Origin of the sequence: Paenibacillus sp. 1011MAR3C5, from assembly GCF_003591485.1 — a bacterium.
GTDB lineage: Bacteria > Bacillota > Bacilli > Paenibacillales > Paenibacillaceae > Pristimantibacillus.
Window position 1 is genome coordinate 92,152 of sequence record NZ_QZCF01000010.1, and the last position, 16,665, is coordinate 108,816.

The 16,665-nt window shown below is 53.0% G+C and carries 16 protein-coding genes; 8 read left to right on the forward strand and 8 right to left on the reverse strand.

The features are described from left to right. Positions 1-44: 44 nt before the first annotated feature. Entirely contained in the window at positions 45-734 is a 690-nt protein-coding gene (locus D3P07_RS23470) for a class I SAM-dependent methyltransferase (protein ID WP_119802879.1), read from the reverse strand. A 137-nt stretch (positions 735-871) separates the two neighbouring features. Between D3P07_RS23470 and D3P07_RS23475 the strand changes: the two genes are divergently transcribed. From D3P07_RS23475 to D3P07_RS23490, 4 genes are all read left to right on the forward strand, one after another. Next, on the forward strand, positions 872-1,501 hold the full coding sequence (locus tag D3P07_RS23475) for a TVP38/TMEM64 family protein (RefSeq protein WP_119802881.1): 630 nt from the start codon (positions 872-874) through the stop codon (positions 1,499-1,501). A 111-nt stretch (positions 1,502-1,612) separates the two neighbouring features. Beyond that, positions 1,613-2,389: a peptidylprolyl isomerase gene (locus D3P07_RS23480; RefSeq protein WP_259391661.1), complete on the forward strand. Its 777-nt coding sequence runs from the start codon at positions 1,613-1,615 to the stop codon at positions 2,387-2,389. A 146-nt stretch (positions 2,390-2,535) separates the two neighbouring features. Then, positions 2,536-3,729 carry a lytic polysaccharide monooxygenase gene (locus D3P07_RS23485; protein ID WP_259391662.1) on the forward strand — a complete coding sequence of 398 codons (1,194 nt, stop codon included), beginning with the start codon at positions 2,536-2,538 and terminating at the stop codon, positions 3,727-3,729. 86 nt (positions 3,730-3,815) lie between these two features. After that, on the forward strand, positions 3,816-4,238 hold the full coding sequence (locus D3P07_RS23490; protein ID WP_119802885.1) for a DUF4395 domain-containing protein: 423 nt from the start codon (positions 3,816-3,818) through the stop codon (positions 4,236-4,238). Positions 4,239-4,264: 26 nt separating this feature from the next. On the opposite strand, the gene D3P07_RS23495 is transcribed toward D3P07_RS23490, so the two are convergent. The 3 genes from D3P07_RS23495 to D3P07_RS23505 form a co-directional block, all read right to left on the reverse strand. Further along, a complete protein-coding gene (locus D3P07_RS23495) occupies positions 4,265-5,026 on the reverse strand; it encodes a protein-glutamine gamma-glutamyltransferase (protein ID WP_259391664.1) in 762 nt (253 codons plus the stop codon). 98 nt (positions 5,027-5,124) lie between these two features. Then, a complete protein-coding gene (locus tag D3P07_RS23500; RefSeq protein ID WP_119802887.1) occupies positions 5,125-5,904 on the reverse strand; it encodes a Cof-type HAD-IIB family hydrolase in 780 nt (259 codons plus the stop codon). 63 nt (positions 5,905-5,967) lie between these two features. Continuing rightward, entirely contained in the window at positions 5,968-6,417 is a 450-nt protein-coding gene (locus tag D3P07_RS23505; protein WP_119802889.1) for an SRPBCC family protein, read from the reverse strand. A gap of 111 nt (positions 6,418-6,528) precedes the next feature. On the opposite strand from D3P07_RS23505, the gene D3P07_RS23510 reads away from it, so the two are divergent. Further along, positions 6,529-7,338: an AraC family transcriptional regulator gene (locus tag D3P07_RS23510; protein ID WP_119802891.1), complete on the forward strand. Its 810-nt coding sequence runs from the start codon at positions 6,529-6,531 to the stop codon at positions 7,336-7,338. A gap of 140 nt (positions 7,339-7,478) precedes the next feature. Next, the gene (locus D3P07_RS23515; RefSeq protein WP_119802893.1) at positions 7,479-8,297 is read left to right on the forward strand and encodes a hypothetical protein; all 819 of its coding nucleotides are present in this window, start codon (positions 7,479-7,481) and stop codon (positions 8,295-8,297) included. An 87-nt stretch (positions 8,298-8,384) separates the two neighbouring features. On the opposite strand, the gene D3P07_RS23520 is transcribed toward D3P07_RS23515, so the two are convergent. The 3 genes from D3P07_RS23520 to D3P07_RS23530 form a co-directional block, all read right to left on the reverse strand. After that, entirely contained in the window at positions 8,385-12,230 is a 3,846-nt protein-coding gene (locus D3P07_RS23520; protein ID WP_119802895.1) for a discoidin domain-containing protein, read from the reverse strand. Positions 12,231-12,446: 216 nt separating this feature from the next. Further along, positions 12,447-12,839, reverse strand: a complete 393-nt coding sequence (locus tag D3P07_RS23525; RefSeq protein ID WP_119802897.1) for a hypothetical protein — start codon at positions 12,837-12,839, stop codon at positions 12,447-12,449. 228 nt (positions 12,840-13,067) lie between these two features. Then, positions 13,068-13,346, reverse strand: a complete 279-nt coding sequence (locus tag D3P07_RS23530; protein WP_119802899.1) for a hypothetical protein — start codon at positions 13,344-13,346, stop codon at positions 13,068-13,070. A 248-nt stretch (positions 13,347-13,594) separates the two neighbouring features. On the opposite strand from D3P07_RS23530, the gene D3P07_RS23535 reads away from it, so the two are divergent. After that, positions 13,595-15,205 (forward strand): bifunctional metallophosphatase/5'-nucleotidase, encoded by a 1,611-nt coding sequence (locus D3P07_RS23535; RefSeq protein ID WP_182914481.1) that lies wholly within the window; start codon positions 13,595-13,597, stop codon positions 15,203-15,205. A gap of 157 nt (positions 15,206-15,362) precedes the next feature. Here the strand turns inward: D3P07_RS23535 and D3P07_RS23540 are convergent, their stop codons facing one another. Next, entirely contained in the window at positions 15,363-15,734 is a 372-nt protein-coding gene (locus tag D3P07_RS23540; RefSeq protein ID WP_259391665.1) for a DoxX family protein, read from the reverse strand. A 232-nt stretch (positions 15,735-15,966) separates the two neighbouring features. On the opposite strand from D3P07_RS23540, the gene D3P07_RS23545 reads away from it, so the two are divergent. Continuing rightward, positions 15,967-16,308, forward strand: a complete 342-nt coding sequence (locus tag D3P07_RS23545; protein ID WP_119802903.1) for a winged helix-turn-helix transcriptional regulator — start codon at positions 15,967-15,969, stop codon at positions 16,306-16,308. The last annotated feature ends 357 nt before the right edge of the window (positions 16,309-16,665 follow it).

Consider the following 16,665-nt stretch of genomic DNA (forward strand, 5'->3'; position numbering starts at 1 on the left):
TCTACCAACTTATTCGCCCGCCTTACCCCCACTCACGGCTCGGCTCATGGAAATTGCCTCCACCATAATCCGGCGCATTCGGGAAGCGCCGTCAGGCGCTCCTTCCTCACACGCTCGGATAACCCCTTCCCGAAGAAAAACGCCGTCAGATCCTCTGCTTGCTCCACCGATTCGAACTGGTAGTCCATACGCAGCCAGCGGTGCTGAAAGCCGTACTCCTCCTCCAGCGCACGATAATAGTCCAACAGAAACTCTGGTGGCTGAGGCGTCTCGTATCCGGTCCCCATCGTTTCGAAAATAATCACCGTCCCGCCCGGGCGCAGCACTCTCTCTATCTCGCTCATGACCTGCCTCAGGTTCTCTCTCCACTCCGGCACGCCAGACGCGCATAAGTAGCAGATACTCCAGCCCGACACCGCGAGATCGACGCAGCTATCCTCCAGCGGCAAGCTGCGGTGATCGGCAACCGCCGTCCCCCAGTGCTGCATCCCTGATGCCCTCAGACGCTCCCCCGTAAGCTTCAGCATCGCAGCGGACGCATCCGTAGCCAGGATCGACTTTACGCACGGCGCAAGCGCCAAAGTCAGCCTTCCTGTACCCGCCCCCATATCCAATACATCCAGCCCAGCGATCGGCATAAGCTCATTCACAATCTCCATTAAATTAGGCTGCGAAGCAATCAACTGATCATATCGCTCCGCTTCCCTGCTATAAATCTCGTCATGGTTTGGCATCCCAAACAATCCCCCTCAAGTACGTGTTTCCCCTACTCTAAACGTTGCCGTTACGAGAAGGTCAAGCCGCTTCCGCAAGGGTATTTCCGGCAGCAGACATGCTATAATAGGCAGGAGACTAATCCGGAGGTACACTTGTGCGCAAAAAGCTACTAATGGCGCTAAGCTACATTGGCGTCGCCATTGTCATTTATTTGTACGGAGAGGCGATCCTCGCCTGGTTCCAGCTGTCGGAGAATCTGCTTCTGGTAGCCCTGATGGCTATCGTCATGGCGCTTTTCCCCATCATCCCCTATCCCGTCATTGGCGGAGTCATTGGCGCTGCTCTTGGACCATCATTAGGGGCGGCCATTACTTGGGTTGGATCGGCTGCCGCTTCTATTCTGATGTTTTTGTTCATCCGATACGGCTTTCAGGAGTGGGGAGAGCGGGCGCTTCACCGGTACAAAAGCATCGACAAAGTAACCACCCTGTTCGAGCGGAATGCGTTCCTCGCGATTTTGTTCGCCCGGCTGCTGCCCTTTATCCCCTCTATCATCATCAATGTATACGCGGCACTCAGCCGGGTCGGCTTTCTCTCCTATGCCATCGCCTCATCCATCGGCAAAATTCCAGCCATGCTCCTCTTTGCGATGGTCGGCGACAATCTGATGAGCGACCCTAAGAGCAGCATAACGACGATAGCCGTGTACGGTATTTTTCTCGTCATTTCCTTGGGAGCCTATCGTCTGTGGCTGAAGAAACGCGCTTCTCAAGGACTTGCATGAGCCTAATGGCAGGTTAGATTTTAGAGCCGGCCCTATGGTAGAATAAGGTCGGTAACTGCCTACAATTACAACATCATTGTTCTAACGAACCTTTTAGGAGGAATCCAATTTATGCAACGTTTCAGGTTAAAAAGAAGCTTTGGCGCCGCGCTGCTGCTGTGCATCATATTTGCGCTGATCATGTCGGGCTGCGGGGTCGACCAGGGCAAGCCCGCCGACAAGGAGCCGGGCGCTGGCGGCTCAACGCCGACAGAGACGGCTACGCCTTCGCCTTCGCCATCGCCATCTCCTACCCCATCGCCTTCGCCTTCCGAGGAGCCGGCCGATGAGCTGGAGCTGCTCGGACCGGAGAAGCATCCGGTCGTGACGATTGAGATGAGCAACGATGAAATCATCAAAGTCGAGCTGTACCCGGAGGTTGCGCCGAATACCGTCAACAACTTTATCTCGCTGATTGACAAAGGCTACTATGACGGCGTCATCTTCCACCGCGTCATTCCAGGCTTTATGATTCAAGGCGGCGACCCCCAGGGCAACGGCACTGGAGGACCCGGCTATATGATCAAAGGAGAATTTACGTTCAATGGTTTCACCAACAATTTGAAGCATACCAAAGGCGTCATCTCCATGGCCCGAACGATGGTCCCCGACTCCGCGGGATCGCAATTTTTCATCATGACGGAAGACTCTCCGCATCTGGACAATCAATACGCTGCATTCGGCAAGGTGATTGAAGGCATGGAAGCAGTGGAGACGATCGTCAATCAGAAGCGCGATGCGGAGGACAAGCCGCTGGAGCCGCTGTCGATGAAGAAAGTGACCGTTGACAAAAAAGACATGACCTTCGAGCAGCCTGAGACCATTCCTGTCCCATCCTCAACTCCATAGCTTTAATCCAACAATCAGCATGTGCGATCTTTTCTTTCAGGGAAAAGGCCGTGCATGCTTTTTCATGCGCCTAGTTCCTTTTTTGTAGGCACAAAGACAACGGCGGCAGCATCACTCCCCCCCCTTCCATGCTTTCGAAGCAAGTTTTGCTTCACAAAACTGCACTAGGCGCCCTGGCCTTCACTTTGCTCTTATCTATCGTATTATCCGAGAACGTATCCGCGCATGGTTACATGGAATCTCCGGCAAGCCGCGCCTTGCTTTGCAAGGATAAGCAAAATACCAATTGCGGAGCCGTTCAATATGAACCGCAAAGCTTGGAAGCGATCGGCGGCTTCCCGCAGACGGGACCTGCCGACGGTCAAATTACCGGCGCAGGCATCTTCAAGGAGCTTTACGAGCAAACGAATACCCGCTGGAAAAAAGTAAATATGACAGGCGGCAAGCAAACGTTCACCTGGAAGCTCACTGCCGCGCATGTCTCCGACAACTGGAGATATTATATGACGAAAAAAGACTGGGACCCTAGCAAGCCGCTAACGCGCGCCGATCTTGAGCCAGAGCCATTCTGCTTCATCGATTACAAAGGCGCCAAGCCGCCTTTCACCGTCTCCCATGAGTGCAATGTGCCGACAGACAGGAGCGGCTACCACCTCATTCTGGGCGTTTGGGAAATCGCGGACACCGTGAACGCGTTCTACCAAGTGATTGACGTCAATCTGACCAACGACGGCTCTACGCCTCAGCCTCAGCCTGAGCCACCAAGCGCCCCTGGCAAGCTGGAATCCGTTCTGCAAACGGCAAAGTCGATTGTTCTGAGCTGGCTGCCTTCCTCGTCGGAGCTGAAAATCCAGAAGTACGATATTTACCGTGACGGCGTACTCTGTGGATCGACGGCGCACACGACGTATACGGATGAGGGCTTGCAAGCGGACAAGGCCTATACGTACACTGTACGAGCCGTTGACGTGAACGGAAAGACATCCCCTCTCTCCACACCGCTAACCGAACGTACGCTTAAGGAAGATAATGGCGGCGGCAATAACGGCGGGGAAAACGGCAACAGCCAGCTTCCGCAGTGGGATGCCAAAGCGGTCTATCTGAAGGGCAACAAAGTCCAGTACAAGGGACTGGACTATGAAGCGCAATACTGGACGCAGAACAATGCCCCCGATGCTTCCGCTGCATGGAAGCTGCTGAGCAATGTGACCGTAGAATGGCACAGCTCCAAAGCTTATCTGGGCGGTGACCGCGTCACGTATAACGGCGAAACCTACATTGCGCGCTGGTGGACGATGGGTGATAAGCCGGATCAATCGGATGTATGGCAAAAAGCGTAGCTCGCACTTAGATTTGCAATTGTAATTGCCCCTCCCCTGCCCTATAATAGGATTGAATAAATCCTATCGGAAAGGTAGGTAATAATATGAAGGAAATTCCTCTCGCCTACGTTCGCAGCAACCAGGCTGGCATCGTCGCGACATTGCTGATCGCCATCATCCTCCAATTGCCGTGGCTGATCGTCGTGTTATGGATCGTACAGCTGCTCGGCTTGCTGCTCGGACCTAAAGCTAATTTGTTTATCGCGATTGTCCGGCCTTTCGTATCGAAATATACGGCATCCGGCAAGACCGAAGCAGCAGAGCTCCAGCGATTCAACAACTCGCTTGGCATCCTGTTTCTGACCTGCTCGCTGCTCAGCTTCCTGCTGGGCTGGAGCGCGGCCGGATATGTATTCGCCGGCATGATGGGAGCCGCCGCTCTTGGCGCTTTGTTCGGCTACTGCATCGGCTGCACGATTTATTTCCAATACAAACAGCTTCGCGCAAGAAGGCTGAGCCGCGGTTAACCCGCTGCCCAGCCTTCTTCATGTCGTTATACGAGCGCTTCCTCATCCTCGCGCATCGTCAGCATACGCACGGCCTCAAAGTCCGGCCTCAGCACCAGATCCTGCAGATACGCCGAAACCATACTGCCCGGCACCCTCGCCCTGTTCAACTGGGCAATAATCTCCTGTCCGGTGCCAATACCGATCCCGTGGCCGAAGAACAGATTGTCATCGAGCTTGATCACGTTTTCGCCCTGCCACTCCGGCGAACCGGGATCATGATCGGGATTTTTGAAGTACATCACATCTCCGGCATACGTCTCGTTCAGGTTATTGCTCGTTGTCAGGCGAAGATCTCTGTCATATTGCCAGTCCCGCAAAAACAGTCTTTGAAAATGCCGGTTGAACGCGGCCTCTCCAATCGTCTCCAGCACCGCTTTGTACAGCATAATAATGATGGCCCCGGCGCATTCGAAGGCGTACAAATGCCCTTGTTCGAAGATATCCCTCACTCCAACGGAAGGCGGCACGCCCGGCCTGAGCAGAAAGCCGCCATCCGGCGTACGAATCCAGTACCTCCCGTTGCAGCGGGAATTGCTGAAGGTCGCAAAGCTGACACCGCTCTGGTACATCGCCTTCGCAGCCTCCACGATATTCGTCCTCATCTTCAGTTCGAAGAGCAAGGCTTCCAGCGACCGGTACCCGTACATTACGGGACTGCCTTGTTTCTGCCTCAACGTCTTCCTCTCAAGCTCCGTCAGCATCCCCGGCGGGAACTGTACGGGGCTGCCGTCCGAGATTACGATCACGTCATTTCCCCCAAGCTGTTGGTATGATTAGGTTATTGTACGTGGGCAATCGTCGTTTGGTGAGTTGAAAAAACAGCAGACAGGCGCAATTAGGAAATTTATGCCATTAACAATCCCGCTTCGATCAGTCCGTTGCGGATGCCGTTCTCGTCCACATGCGTCGTCACATAGTTGGCGAAAGGCAGCAATTCCGGATGCGAATTGCCCATCGCCACGCCGAAGCCGACATACTCCAGCATCTCCTTATCGTTCAGGCCGTCTCCAAAGGCCGCAGCATGCTCTGGCGTAAGCCCCAGCTTGTCCAGGAGCGCTGCAATGCCTTGCGCCTTGGAGCCGCCGAGCGGCAGCACGTCCATCGCCTGCGGATGCCAGCGGATAAGCGTAAATTCGGATTTCAATGTCTCGTACAGATGCTCCTCATGGCTCTCGCAATGAAGGAAGGCTTGGAAAATATCGTTATCCCGCCAAAATTGCGGCTCAAAGGAAGGAAGATCAATTTTCAGTGACTGAATCGAATCCGTAATGAACGGGTGATTGTCCCGATCGGAGCAGTAGCGGACCTCACCCTCGAACACCAGGCCATGGTCATGCTGCGCCGCAAGCGCAACCAGCGTTTCCAGCGACTGTTTTGTAATCTTCCTTTTATAGAGCGTTTGACCCTTGTACACGACATATGCGCCGTTCATGCATACATACGAATCAATGCCCAGTTTCTCGGTTAGCGGCTTGATGAAATACGGCGCCCTGCCCGTTGCGATAACAGGCTCGATCCCCTTCTCCTTCAGCTCGCTAATTGCCTTAATTGTATCAGCAGGAATTACCTTTTCCTCGTTCACCAACGTACCGTCAATATCAAAAAATACGATTTTGTAGCTCATGCTGCCATTCTCCTATCCTTTTTCCTTTAGTATAAAGAATAGTAGAGGTGGCGGCTAGCCCCGTTACCAGCCAAAATCTAGCGACTTGCCCGTCTCGGCATAGGTTTTTAGGCTGCTGAGAACGACCGCCCAGCTCTCTACCGCCTTCGCCTCGCTCGGATGATTGTCTGTGTACTGATCGTTGACAAGCGTCAGCTTTGTGCATGCCCCGGCCTGCTCCAGCGTATACACGATGCGCGATGTCAGCTCCGCATGATTCTCGTAGTAGGATGGTCCCGGATGCTCCAGCATCGTCAGCTTGCGGCCTTCTTCGATCTCCAGGATCTCGCCGTATACATGCACCGTCTCCGGTCCGTCATTGCCAGGACCGATATAAGCAAACGGGCTGCCAGGCTTCAGATCGGACTGGAGTACGCAATCAAAGAAGATGCGGCGCGTCCCTTCCGGCTTGACCAAAGCTTCCCATACTTTTGACGGCTCCGCGCCGATATACGTGACGAATGTATGACTCATAACTGCATGCACGCTCCTCTATAGATTTGATAGATACAAGGCAAGTATAATGGAGTTCATAGAGACTGTATTGTAAAAAAGCGACAAGCCGCTTAAGGAGTGATTCAGACGATGACTTCACCGCTCCAACACGCCAGCATGGGCGTAATGAAACCCACCGAGGCGGAGAAGCGATTCCAGCTGCTCCGGTTCCCTCCGTCGCCTGAGCTGGCTCCGTTCGTCAAGCATTATTGGATCGTGAGCTGGAATCTCGGCGATGGGGTCCACTATGACCAGGATGTCATCCCGAATCCCTGCGTGAATATGGTAGTCGAGCATTCCGGCATCGCCGTATACGGCATATCCAGCCATATGTATTCGAAGCATCTGGAGGGTGCGGGCAGAGCTTTTGGAGTCAAGTTTCATCCAGGGGGCTTCTATCCCTTTGCGAGACAGCCTCTGACCTCGTTAACCGACGGTTCCATGAGCATGATGGACGCTTTCGGCACAGAGGGGGAGCCGTTGCTGTCCGCCTTGCGAAGCGGCGAGCCGCCCGAGGCGCTCGTTCGCCATGCCGACCGAATTTTGAGGAACGCGATACCAGAGCAGGATCCTTTCTCTGCAACCATTCTTGAAATTGTAAACTACATTCAACAGAACCGCGATGTCACCCGTGTCGAGCAGCTCAGCGCCCACTTTAATCTGCATATACGGAAGCTCCAGCGATTATTCCACAAATACGTCGGCGTAAGCCCCAAATGGGTGATTCAGCTTTACCGTCTTCACAATGCGGCGGAGATGCTGGATCGAGGAGAAGCCGATGATTGGGCAAAACTAAGCGCGGAGCTTGGGTTCTTCGATCAGTCCCACTTCATCCGGGCGTTCAAATCGATGCTCGGCATGACGCCGGAATCTTATTATTCACTCCCGCCAGAGAGTTGACCTTCAGATGTGGTATACGGTATAGTAAGGAAAAATAAGGAACGGAAATGCGGGAAGCACCCGCAAGGATTGACATTCGTGTCAGCCTTGCGGGTGCTTCTTTGCGTTTTCGGCCCTATTTGCCAAAGGAGGAATTTATCTTGAAAGCCCCGTTCATGCTTCGAATTGTTTGTCTTGTCCTCGCTTTGTCGCTAGCCGGATCGGCAGCGGCATCGGCTGCGCCGTTCGAATTTTCCGCTACGGCGAAGAAATCGTTCGACAAAATCGTGGATAACGCCAAAGCTTCCGCCGCCACACAGCTCAAGAAGAATTACGCCGAGCTCCAGACGCTCCAGAAGCAAGATATCGGATTAGACACGAAGATTAGCGCGCTCCGTTACAAAAACCAGGAGAATGATACGCTCATGCGCAAGCGGATCAAGGACATCGACAAAAGCAAAATCGCTTCGCTGGCAGGAGACGTTGCTAAGACGAAGCAAAGATACAAGCCGCTATTCGATCTATACGATACGCAGAGATCGCAGCTCAGCCTCGCCAAAGCCGCCAAAAACAAAGAGCTGACCTCCATCATTAACGTAAAAGTCGAAGTAACAAAAATCGCCGTCCAAGCAGCCAAAAAGGATATTAGCGCCAAAGAAGCTGCCGTGAAGAAAGCGAAGTCGGACGCCACCGCCAAAACAAAAGCCCTACGGGATATTCTGGATGCCAACAAAGCGACGGAGTCGCGGATCAAAGCGGCCAAAAGCGCCGCAAGCCAGACAAAGAAGCTGTTCACCGCAGAATCCAAGGTGCTGCTGCAGACGGTGCGCAGCGGCGACACATCCGGCACCTCCGCTTCTCTGTCCCGGATGCTGGTGCATATTAGACAGATTCTGATCAACAAAACGAATATGCATTATTACGAGACGCAGATTGCTTCTGTCATAGCCAAAGCAGAGGCCAAGCTGAAGAGCTACTAGCCATGCGTGGACATACAAAGTCTCTTCCTTCAGACAGGGAAAGACGGCTCCAAGCCGTATTTCCGCTTAGAACCGTCCCTATTATCTTTACGGGTTAATAATAATGTTGAACGTCGATGTCGTATTTTTAATATCCTGATGATTGTTGATCAGCTTCAGATTGTTGAACGTGACGGAGCCAACGGCCGGACCTTGGCCCGGCTCTGGCATCTCATTGACCCAAATGCCGTAGCCCGACTTCGCATCGAAGGCGTCGCCGCTCTTCTGCGCTCCGGAAATCGTAATATTGCTGAAGACCGTGTCGGTGACCGGATTTTCCGGCTGCGAGCCGGTGTACTTCGTCTGGAACATAATGCCGGAGTAGGTCGGATCGATAATGTCGACATTATTGACCCGGATGCCCTGGAATACCTTCGAGGCCGAGAATACCCAGATGCCCGGGAACGTCTGGCCGTTCCAGAAGTGGCCGCCCGCCCTTACAATCGAGATGTTCTCGAAGTTCGTCGTAGGCGAAGCCCCGAAGCCATTCATCGGATAGCCGAAGTCCAGCGAGCTGATCGTAATGCCGGAGTACGTCAGCGTGTCTGCGATGTAGATATTGCGGAATGTGTTGCCGTAGCCGCCGTATACCGCCACACCCGCCGCACGCCATGGCAGTATGGCCGTCAGATTCTCATAGACGTTGCTGTGCATATCCGCGCCGCCTGCGTCGATCGCGGAGAATAGCGCAAAGCTATCGTCGCCAGTCGATCTAGCTTCGACGTTGGACACCAGGTTATGCGTGCTGCCGTTCGTCATGTTGATGCCATCCGCATACATGTTGCGAATACGAGAGTTCGTAATCTTCATGTAGTCCGTATTAGCGCCCCAGTAGAGGCAAACCATATGTTCCGCCCAGATGTTGTCGATCGTCATATTGGCGACATTGCTGAAGTCGAACACTTTGCCCGGACCGTCAATGCGCGACGTATAATTGCCGAAGTACGCAAACCCTTTGAAAGTAGAGCCATTCGCCGAGCTTTCCGCCCGGAAGCCGACATCCGTATTGTTCTGGTTCGACGGAGCGTAGAAACGCGTATACCAAGGGCCTGCTCCGACGATTTGTACAGGCTTACCGTACACCTGGAACTTGTTCGCCGTCTCGTAATTGCCCGGCGGCAGGTAGACACCTACCAGATTGCCCGTCGTATCCATGCGCACCTGATCCAGCGCGTTTTGCACCGCTTGATGCGTGAAGCCCGACGGCGTTACATATTTGGCCGGATCGGGATTGGCGATTGGCGATACATGCTCCAGATTAATAAAGTCGATGGCATAGCTTGTTGTGTTGGCCGCATCCTTTTGCAGCCTGATCTTGCTTCCTTGCGGGATGACTGTATCGAACATAATATTAGCTTCGTCATAGATATGTCGTGGCGACCCTTCGGACGGATTGTTCGAGGGGCTGGCTTCATTGCCATAATGCCATGTGTGCTTCGAAGTGAGAGGGATCGCTTTCGCAAACACGCCATCCACGTATACATTCAGCGTAGAGTTCTGTCCCTGGCCATTGGCTGAATCCGGGATGGAGTACCGTGCCACAAGCGTATTTGTGCTTGCTTTGGCCGTAAACTCCACATAGCTGCCAGTGGTGTTCAGTGTAACGGCTTTGCGGCCTGATGCTTCACCCGCCAGATCGCCGATGATTCGGTTAGGCCCGACAATGGAAGCTCCGCCGCCGATTGCCGCATCCTCCGCTTCATACATGTCGTACGGCATATTAGCCCCGCGTCCGACAAAGAAAGGCTGCGAGCTGCTGTTGTTGCCCTGCTTCACCGGCAGTTCATTGGCATCTGCCGCAACCTGCACATTCACGTTGTATTTGCCGTTGCCTGCCGTCCATGTTCCCATAACGACTGGCGCAGTTGTCACACCGCTGCCAATTACGCCGGTATATGCGCCTGTCAGCGTCTTCAGGACCGCATTGGTCGTCGAGTCGGTGATCGTCAACGTCAGGTTATGCGCGCCTCCCGCCGAGGCAATCGTGCCTTGGTTTTTCAATGCGACGGAGAAGGTTACCGTATTCCCCGCCGACGGATTGCTCGGAGACCAGCTCACCGACGAGGCGATTAAATCCGAGCTTGCAACGGGACTGACTACAAGTGGCGACTGGCTGGTATAGCTGTTGTTATTTTCATTTAGCTCAATGATGCTATTCGCCTCGTCTGCCTTCGCCGACACCGCATAGCTTCCGGCATTGCGGTTGCCGGTATTAACGAATACATTCGTAGAAGCTCCCGCAGCCAGTGCGCCTACAGGAGCGGTTCCGACCAGCGTTGTACCCAGGTAAAAGTTTACGTTCGTTGCTCCAGATGCTAGTGTGCCGGTATTCGCAATGGTCGCTTGAAGCGTAATGGCGTTGGTCTCTATCGGTGATTGAGGCGTCCATGACAAGCCCGTAACCGTCAAATCCGGGTTTGGAGCCTGCGAGCCGATGACCTGGAACTCCGCTACTTGCCCTGCGCTCGATCCGGTATTGGCGGTGAAGCGCAGACGAACCTCCTTCGCTGTAGCCGATACCGGTATCGTCACCGTATTGCCCGCAGCAGGATTAAACGAATAGTTGGCCGAGGCGGCAATGGTCGTGAATCCCGATGTGCTCTGCTCGCGGCCCTGCACCTCCAGCGTCTGCGTTCTCGTGCCCCAAGCGGAGCTAGGATTCAGTTTAAGCACAATGGACGTCACATTCGCATTGGCGCCGAGATCGACAGTGAGCAAGTTAGGATAGGAGCCGCCCGCTCCTTCCCAATAGGTGTTCACATCATTATCGTTCGCATTCGTTGCGATGAATGTATGAACATAGGACGAGCCCGTAATCGGCTTGCCTACAGCCAGATTGCTGCCAGAGCCTGGCGTTGGCGTCGGTGTCGGTGATACGGTCGGTGTTGGGGTAAGCGTTGGTGTTGGTGTTGGTGTTGGTGTTGGTGTTGGTGTTGGTGTTGGTGTTGGTGTTGGTGTTGGTGTTGGTGTTGGTGTTGTGGAAGGGGTTACCGTAATGGAATCCAGATTGACATTTGCTGAATCTCCCGGATCGTACTTATACGCAATTGTATTCGTACCGGAATTGAGCGTCAGCGATTCCTTTTGCGTTGCCCATTGCGACCAAGAGGATTGGCTGGCCAGCGTTGTTTGCTTTACTTTTGTGCCATTCACGTATACGCTAACGGTCTTGCTGCTGCCCGAGGCATTGCCATACCTTAGCGTGACGTCATATGTTCCAGCGGAAGCTGCCTGTACCTGAAATGCTGTGCTCGCTCCTTGCTGCCAATAGCCGTCTACGAAGCCGGAGCCGGTGTAGCCGGCATGATCATTGTTGATCTTGGCGCCGCCCGTTAGGGTGGCCGCTTCTGCTTCATAGACGCCAGAAGTGCTGACAGGCGTTCCGATCACTTCCAGCTCCGACAATTGGCCTGCCGACCATCCGGTATTAGCCGTGTAATAGATGCGCACAAACCTCGTGTCGGCCGAGGGCAGATCAATGTTCACCGTATTGCCCGTATTCGGATTAAATGTATAAGACGAAGATGCGACAATCGTATTGTAAGCGCTGCCATTTATGCTGCCTTGAATAGATATGGTTTGGCTTCTAGCCTCCCAGCTCCCCGGAAGCTTCAGCGTAACACGAGTGATGCTGGACAAGCCTCCAAGATCTACTGCGATCCACTGCGGGAACGCGTTATTCGCGCTTTCCCAATACGATCCCTGGTTGCCGTCATTGGCATTGCCCGGGCCGTACGGAGGCACAAACGAGCTGGCGGACATCGTCTTGCCTGCTGCCAGGTTGCTGGCCGCAGAAGTGGTCGGCGGATAAAGCGTAAGCTGTGACAATAAAAGTGTGAACGCTAGCAAAGCAATCAGTATAGCTCGATGTCTAGGGTAGGAAATGGTTTTCATTATGTTCCTCCTCTATTCTTTTTTCAAATACTGAGCCAATCCTAACAACTCTTTTTCGCCTGTATGCCGCTTTACTCACGCCTCCTCTCCATCTTCTCGGCTTCCCGGTCACTTACACTATACGGCACCCTCACCGTCCATCCTAGGCGTATTCTTAAGCTTTGTATGTCTATTCTTACAATAAAAAAAGAGGAGCCCCGCTTAGCCCCTCTTGTCTCATCTTGTTTTTCTATAGCGCAATACTGCAACAACAACCTCTGCTACGATCCCAACGGCGATGCCGCCTACCGTCACCATCATGAAGGACAGAAAGCTGATCAAGTCCTCCCAGCCCGTCTTGTCCGATCCGTATAAGGCCATTGCAGCAAGCCCTGCGATTAATCCCGCATTTGAAAATCCCCATAGCCAGCGCGCCCCGAACCAGCCTGCAGCACTGAATGCGAATGACACGACGGCTGCCAGCAGCAGCATTCTAAAAGCATATACACCTGTGAAGACTTGACCCATATGCACAAAACGAATGAGCCATATCGCCGCGCCGACGATTATAGTCATTCCAGCCGCGATGCCCCACCACTTGCCGCTTTTTGCCGCGGGAATCCATTTCATGGTTACCTCTCCTTCTCCCATCAGCCTTATGCATAAATAGACGCGCCGAAAGTCACAAGGTTTCGCTGGTAACCGCATACATTAGTCCTTATGTCTTAGACGGCATTCGTCTTGCCCGTTATCCTTGATTCGCGACCTCGCCAAGAACAGGATTCTCAGCTTCTGCTTATATTCTGCGTAATTGGCGTAAAACCTGTTTGAACGACGGATATGTCCTACAGCAATGCATTATGCCCGCTTTTCTTTACGCCTGTACTTCCGCTTGGGGTAGATGCTCTTGTAGATGGCGATCGTATGCAAAGCGTTCTTGTCGCATGAGACCAATGATCCATTCCCGTCCACGACGATGAGAGATCGGGTAACCTTGTTCCGGTATCGATATCCTTCCGCCCCATCACCTTCATACTGCAAGTATCCCATTAGTGCGCTAGCCTCGGCTGGATGCGCCTTTTCCAGAAACAGCTCAATCGGAGCGCGCGGCCCCGCATTCCCTTCCTGTATGCCCATCAACTGCACCTCCGATTAAATTAAAAAAGCACCGCGACTAACAGAACCAAGTTCTGATGTCACGGTGCTTCCGCGTTCAATTCGTTACACCTAATGTAACATGATTCCAAATGACCCGCAACCGCTCTGTCTTTCCTATTTAAAATGATTGTAAATGCTTCATGTTCTAAAGGATCGGATATTCCGGCGGCGAATCCGAAAGAAGGCGTCTCTGATTGCCCTATCTTAAATGAATGAAGGTGCTTCACATGTCCGGCTCTATAACGACAACCATTACCATTATATCAACAAGCGATATCCACGGCTTCCGGTGTCCGCCAGAGCAGTCGCCTTCGCTCTCCGACTGGAAGCGCATGTCCGCAATGACCGACCTGATCTTGGGCAAGAAGCGGCAGCACGGAAGCTCGCTGCTATGGATAGACAATGGCGATCTGTATCAAGGCTCGCCGTTATCCGATTATTATATGAAGCGTATCCGTGATCATGGAGCTGTGAGCCATCCCATGACGGGATGGCTAGCGGCGGCAGGCTGCGATGCTTTTGTACCCGGCAATCATGAATTCAATTACGGCAAAGAGACCATTCGACTTATTTCCGCCAGCGCGCCTTGTCCATGGCTTTGTGCGAATATCGTGGATTGTGAGACGCTCGAGCCTTTCTTCGGAGCGCCTTATCGGATCTGGACGAACGAAGCGGGAGTCAGAGTGGCGGTACTCGGACTAACGACCGCCTATATTCCTCATTGGGAGCTCCCCGCCCATATTGAAGGACTGACCTTCCTGCCCGCGCTGGAAGCCGCCCGCAGATGGGTGCCTTATCTTCGCGCGCAGCATTCAGCCGATGTCGTAATCGTCTCCTATCACGGCGGATTCGAAAGCGACCCCGCTACTGGCGAGCCGACTGAAGTCTGGACGGGCGAAAATGAAGGCTTCCGACTATGCACCGAGGTCGAAGGCATCGATGTGCTGTTGACCGGCCACCAGCATCGCCGCATAGAGAGTCAAACCATTGGCGGCACCGCTATTGTCCAGCCCGGCGTATATGGCACCCATCTGGGAGAAGTGCGGCTGACTCTTGCCCAGTCAGGCGATGGCCGCTGGGTGCTTCAAGAGGCAACAACACAGCTCATTCCGGTAACGGTGCCGGACGACTGCGAGCAGCCCGATTGGCTTGCGTCTAGTCTCATGGAGCTTAACCGCTGGATGGATGAGCCTCTTGGACGTATGGCACACGATCTGCTTATCAAGAATGCGCATGAAGCGAGACTTCGCAAGCATCCTTTCGTCCAGTGGCTGAATACCGTCCAAATGGAAGCTGCCGGAACACGTGTCGCGCTCACCGCGCTAATGGACAATCACGCACCCGGCTTCGGCACAGTCGTGACGATACGCGATATAGCAGCCAATTACCCCTACCCCAACACGTTAACAGTACGCAGGCTTAGCGGTCATCAGGTAAAGCTGGCTTTGGAGCATTCGGCCCGATATTTTGAGCTGGATGAGAATGGCGCTATAATCGTGCATTCCTCCTTCCTAGATCCGAAGCCGCAGCCGTTCCATTACGATATGTGGGATGGAATTGACTATACGCTGGACATTTCGCGCCCTCCGGGTGAGCGGGTGACGCGTCTTCTGTATGACGGCGCACCGCTGGCTATGGATCAGGAGCTGGAAGTAGCGATGAACCACTATCGTGCAAGCGGCAGCGGCGGCTATGAGATGATGCTTGACGCGCCCATGGTGAGACAGCATACAACGGAAATCACTGAGCTTATGGCCAATGCCCTCGCAGCCAAGGATGTCTGGCATGTGGTGCTGAATCCGAATTGGCATGTAACCGGCGGCCGGATTTCCCAGTGAACCATGAGCTTGCCTGTAGGCTGCCTTGACGCATCATCAGAGCTCTCGACGGTTGATAACGATGTGTTCTCCACTCAAAAAAAGACTCCAGTCCCGCTGATGCAGCGCGGCTGGAGTCTGAGTGTATATGCAATGGACCTATTTATAATAGCTTACCTCAGAACGGTGCAATCCACAGTCTCCCTGCCACGATGAACAATGCGAGCAGCAACAGTACAACGTTCATAATCAGAGCTTGGTTTTCTTTGCGTTTTACATGAAACACAATCGCAAGCACCATAATGATGGCAATGCCTAGCGCTGCAATCGGCGTAAGAATGGCCGCAATGCCAAGCGCGCCCGGCAGAATAAGCCCCAAGCCTCCCAAGAGCTCCGAAACGCCGATAAAACGAACATATCCATCCGAATACTCTTTCGTCCATGGAAGCTTTCCCCTCGACTTCTCGTTGATTGTCGATTTCATGAAGCCCGCCATCAGGAACATAAGTCCGAGAAAAATTTGAACAGCCCACAATGCGATGTTCATCATTCATCCTACCTTTCATTACCTATAATTATTAACTTACTTATTGTAACTTAGTTTAGTATAGTAATCTTTTATCGTCAATTCTTTTTTATCTGTCTGCATAAGCGTGTATACACTGTCTGTTAGGCGACTTTCATTCTGGAGCCTCCTGCATTCCAGCATCTGCGTTCAGACCCTCGCATTGTCCCTTTTGCGTGCTGGTACTATAATAGAAGTACAGAAAGGGTGTTCATGTATGGAGCAGAAGCAGCTTTGCACACGATTCGAGAAAGCCGTCGAACTATTAAGCAAACGATGGGTCGCATTCATCATTTTCCGGCTGTTGTCCGGTCCCCAGCGTTTTTCCGATATTGATCACAGTCTGCCTAATCTAAGCGGCAAGGTTCTGTCAGACCGGCTGAAGGAGCTGGAAGCAGAAGGGTTGATTCGCCGTGATGTTTATCCGGAGATGCCTGTCCGTATCGAATATTCGCTAACAGAGAAAGGCCAAGCATTATCCCCATTATTCACAGATATTGCTGGCTGGGCGGAACAATGGATTGATCCCGCTGTCCCCTCGACAGACACCAAGCCATAAGGAAAGGGCGGCAGAGCTTGCTCCGTCGCCTTTCTTTATGGCTTGGTTTCTTAATCGCATGAATCGTTTGAGGCATTAATCTTAATCCTTGCCCCCGCTCTAATCCTGTGCCGAGTAAGTCCTTTGTCAAGTCGATGACACTACGGGTGGCTTGATTATAATTAAACTCTACTGACAATTGTATCGTCCCCCGGTTGCATCTGGATTTGCGATTATGCTACACTTGGTTCATTCCAAGGAATGGAGGGTTACATGGTGATAGATTACATCCGAGTTAGGTCTTTGCGCGGCTAATTGAATAGCGCCGAAGCTCTGCCTGTGCGCAGAGGACTCAGGATTGGTCTGTCTACATTCATC

What these genes read in the sequence shown, in the direction of transcription:
- D3P07_RS23510 (WP_119802891.1), top strand. Translation starts at nt 6,529, where the DNA reads ATGACTTCACCGCTCCAACACGCCAGCATGGGCGTAATGAAACCCACC.
- D3P07_RS23480 (WP_259391661.1), top strand. Translation starts at nt 1,613, where the DNA reads ATGCAACGTTTCAGGTTAAAAAGAAGCTTTGGCGCCGCGCTGCTGCTG.
- D3P07_RS23520 (WP_119802895.1), bottom strand. Translation starts at nt 12,230, where the DNA reads ATGAAAACCATTTCCTACCCTAGACATCGAGCTATACTGATTGCTTTG.
- D3P07_RS23530 (WP_119802899.1), bottom strand. Translation starts at nt 13,346, where the DNA reads ATGGGCATACAGGAAGGGAATGCGGGGCCGCGCGCTCCGATTGAGCTG.
- D3P07_RS23535 (WP_182914481.1), top strand. Translation starts at nt 13,595, where the DNA reads ATGTCCGGCTCTATAACGACAACCATTACCATTATATCAACAAGCGAT.
- D3P07_RS23540 (WP_259391665.1), bottom strand. Translation starts at nt 15,734, where the DNA reads ATGATGAACATCGCATTGTGGGCTGTTCAAATTTTTCTCGGACTTATG.
- D3P07_RS23505 (WP_119802889.1), bottom strand. Translation starts at nt 6,417, where the DNA reads ATGAGTCATACATTCGTCACGTATATCGGCGCGGAGCCGTCAAAAGTA.
- D3P07_RS23490 (WP_119802885.1), top strand. Translation starts at nt 3,816, where the DNA reads ATGAAGGAAATTCCTCTCGCCTACGTTCGCAGCAACCAGGCTGGCATC.
- D3P07_RS23545 (WP_119802903.1), top strand. Translation starts at nt 15,967, where the DNA reads ATGGAGCAGAAGCAGCTTTGCACACGATTCGAGAAAGCCGTCGAACTA.
- D3P07_RS23500 (WP_119802887.1), bottom strand. Translation starts at nt 5,904, where the DNA reads ATGAGCTACAAAATCGTATTTTTTGATATTGACGGTACGTTGGTGAAC.
- D3P07_RS23470 (WP_119802879.1), bottom strand. Translation starts at nt 734, where the DNA reads ATGCCAAACCATGACGAGATTTATAGCAGGGAAGCGGAGCGATATGAT.
- D3P07_RS23525 (WP_119802897.1), bottom strand. Translation starts at nt 12,839, where the DNA reads ATGAAATGGATTCCCGCGGCAAAAAGCGGCAAGTGGTGGGGCATCGCG.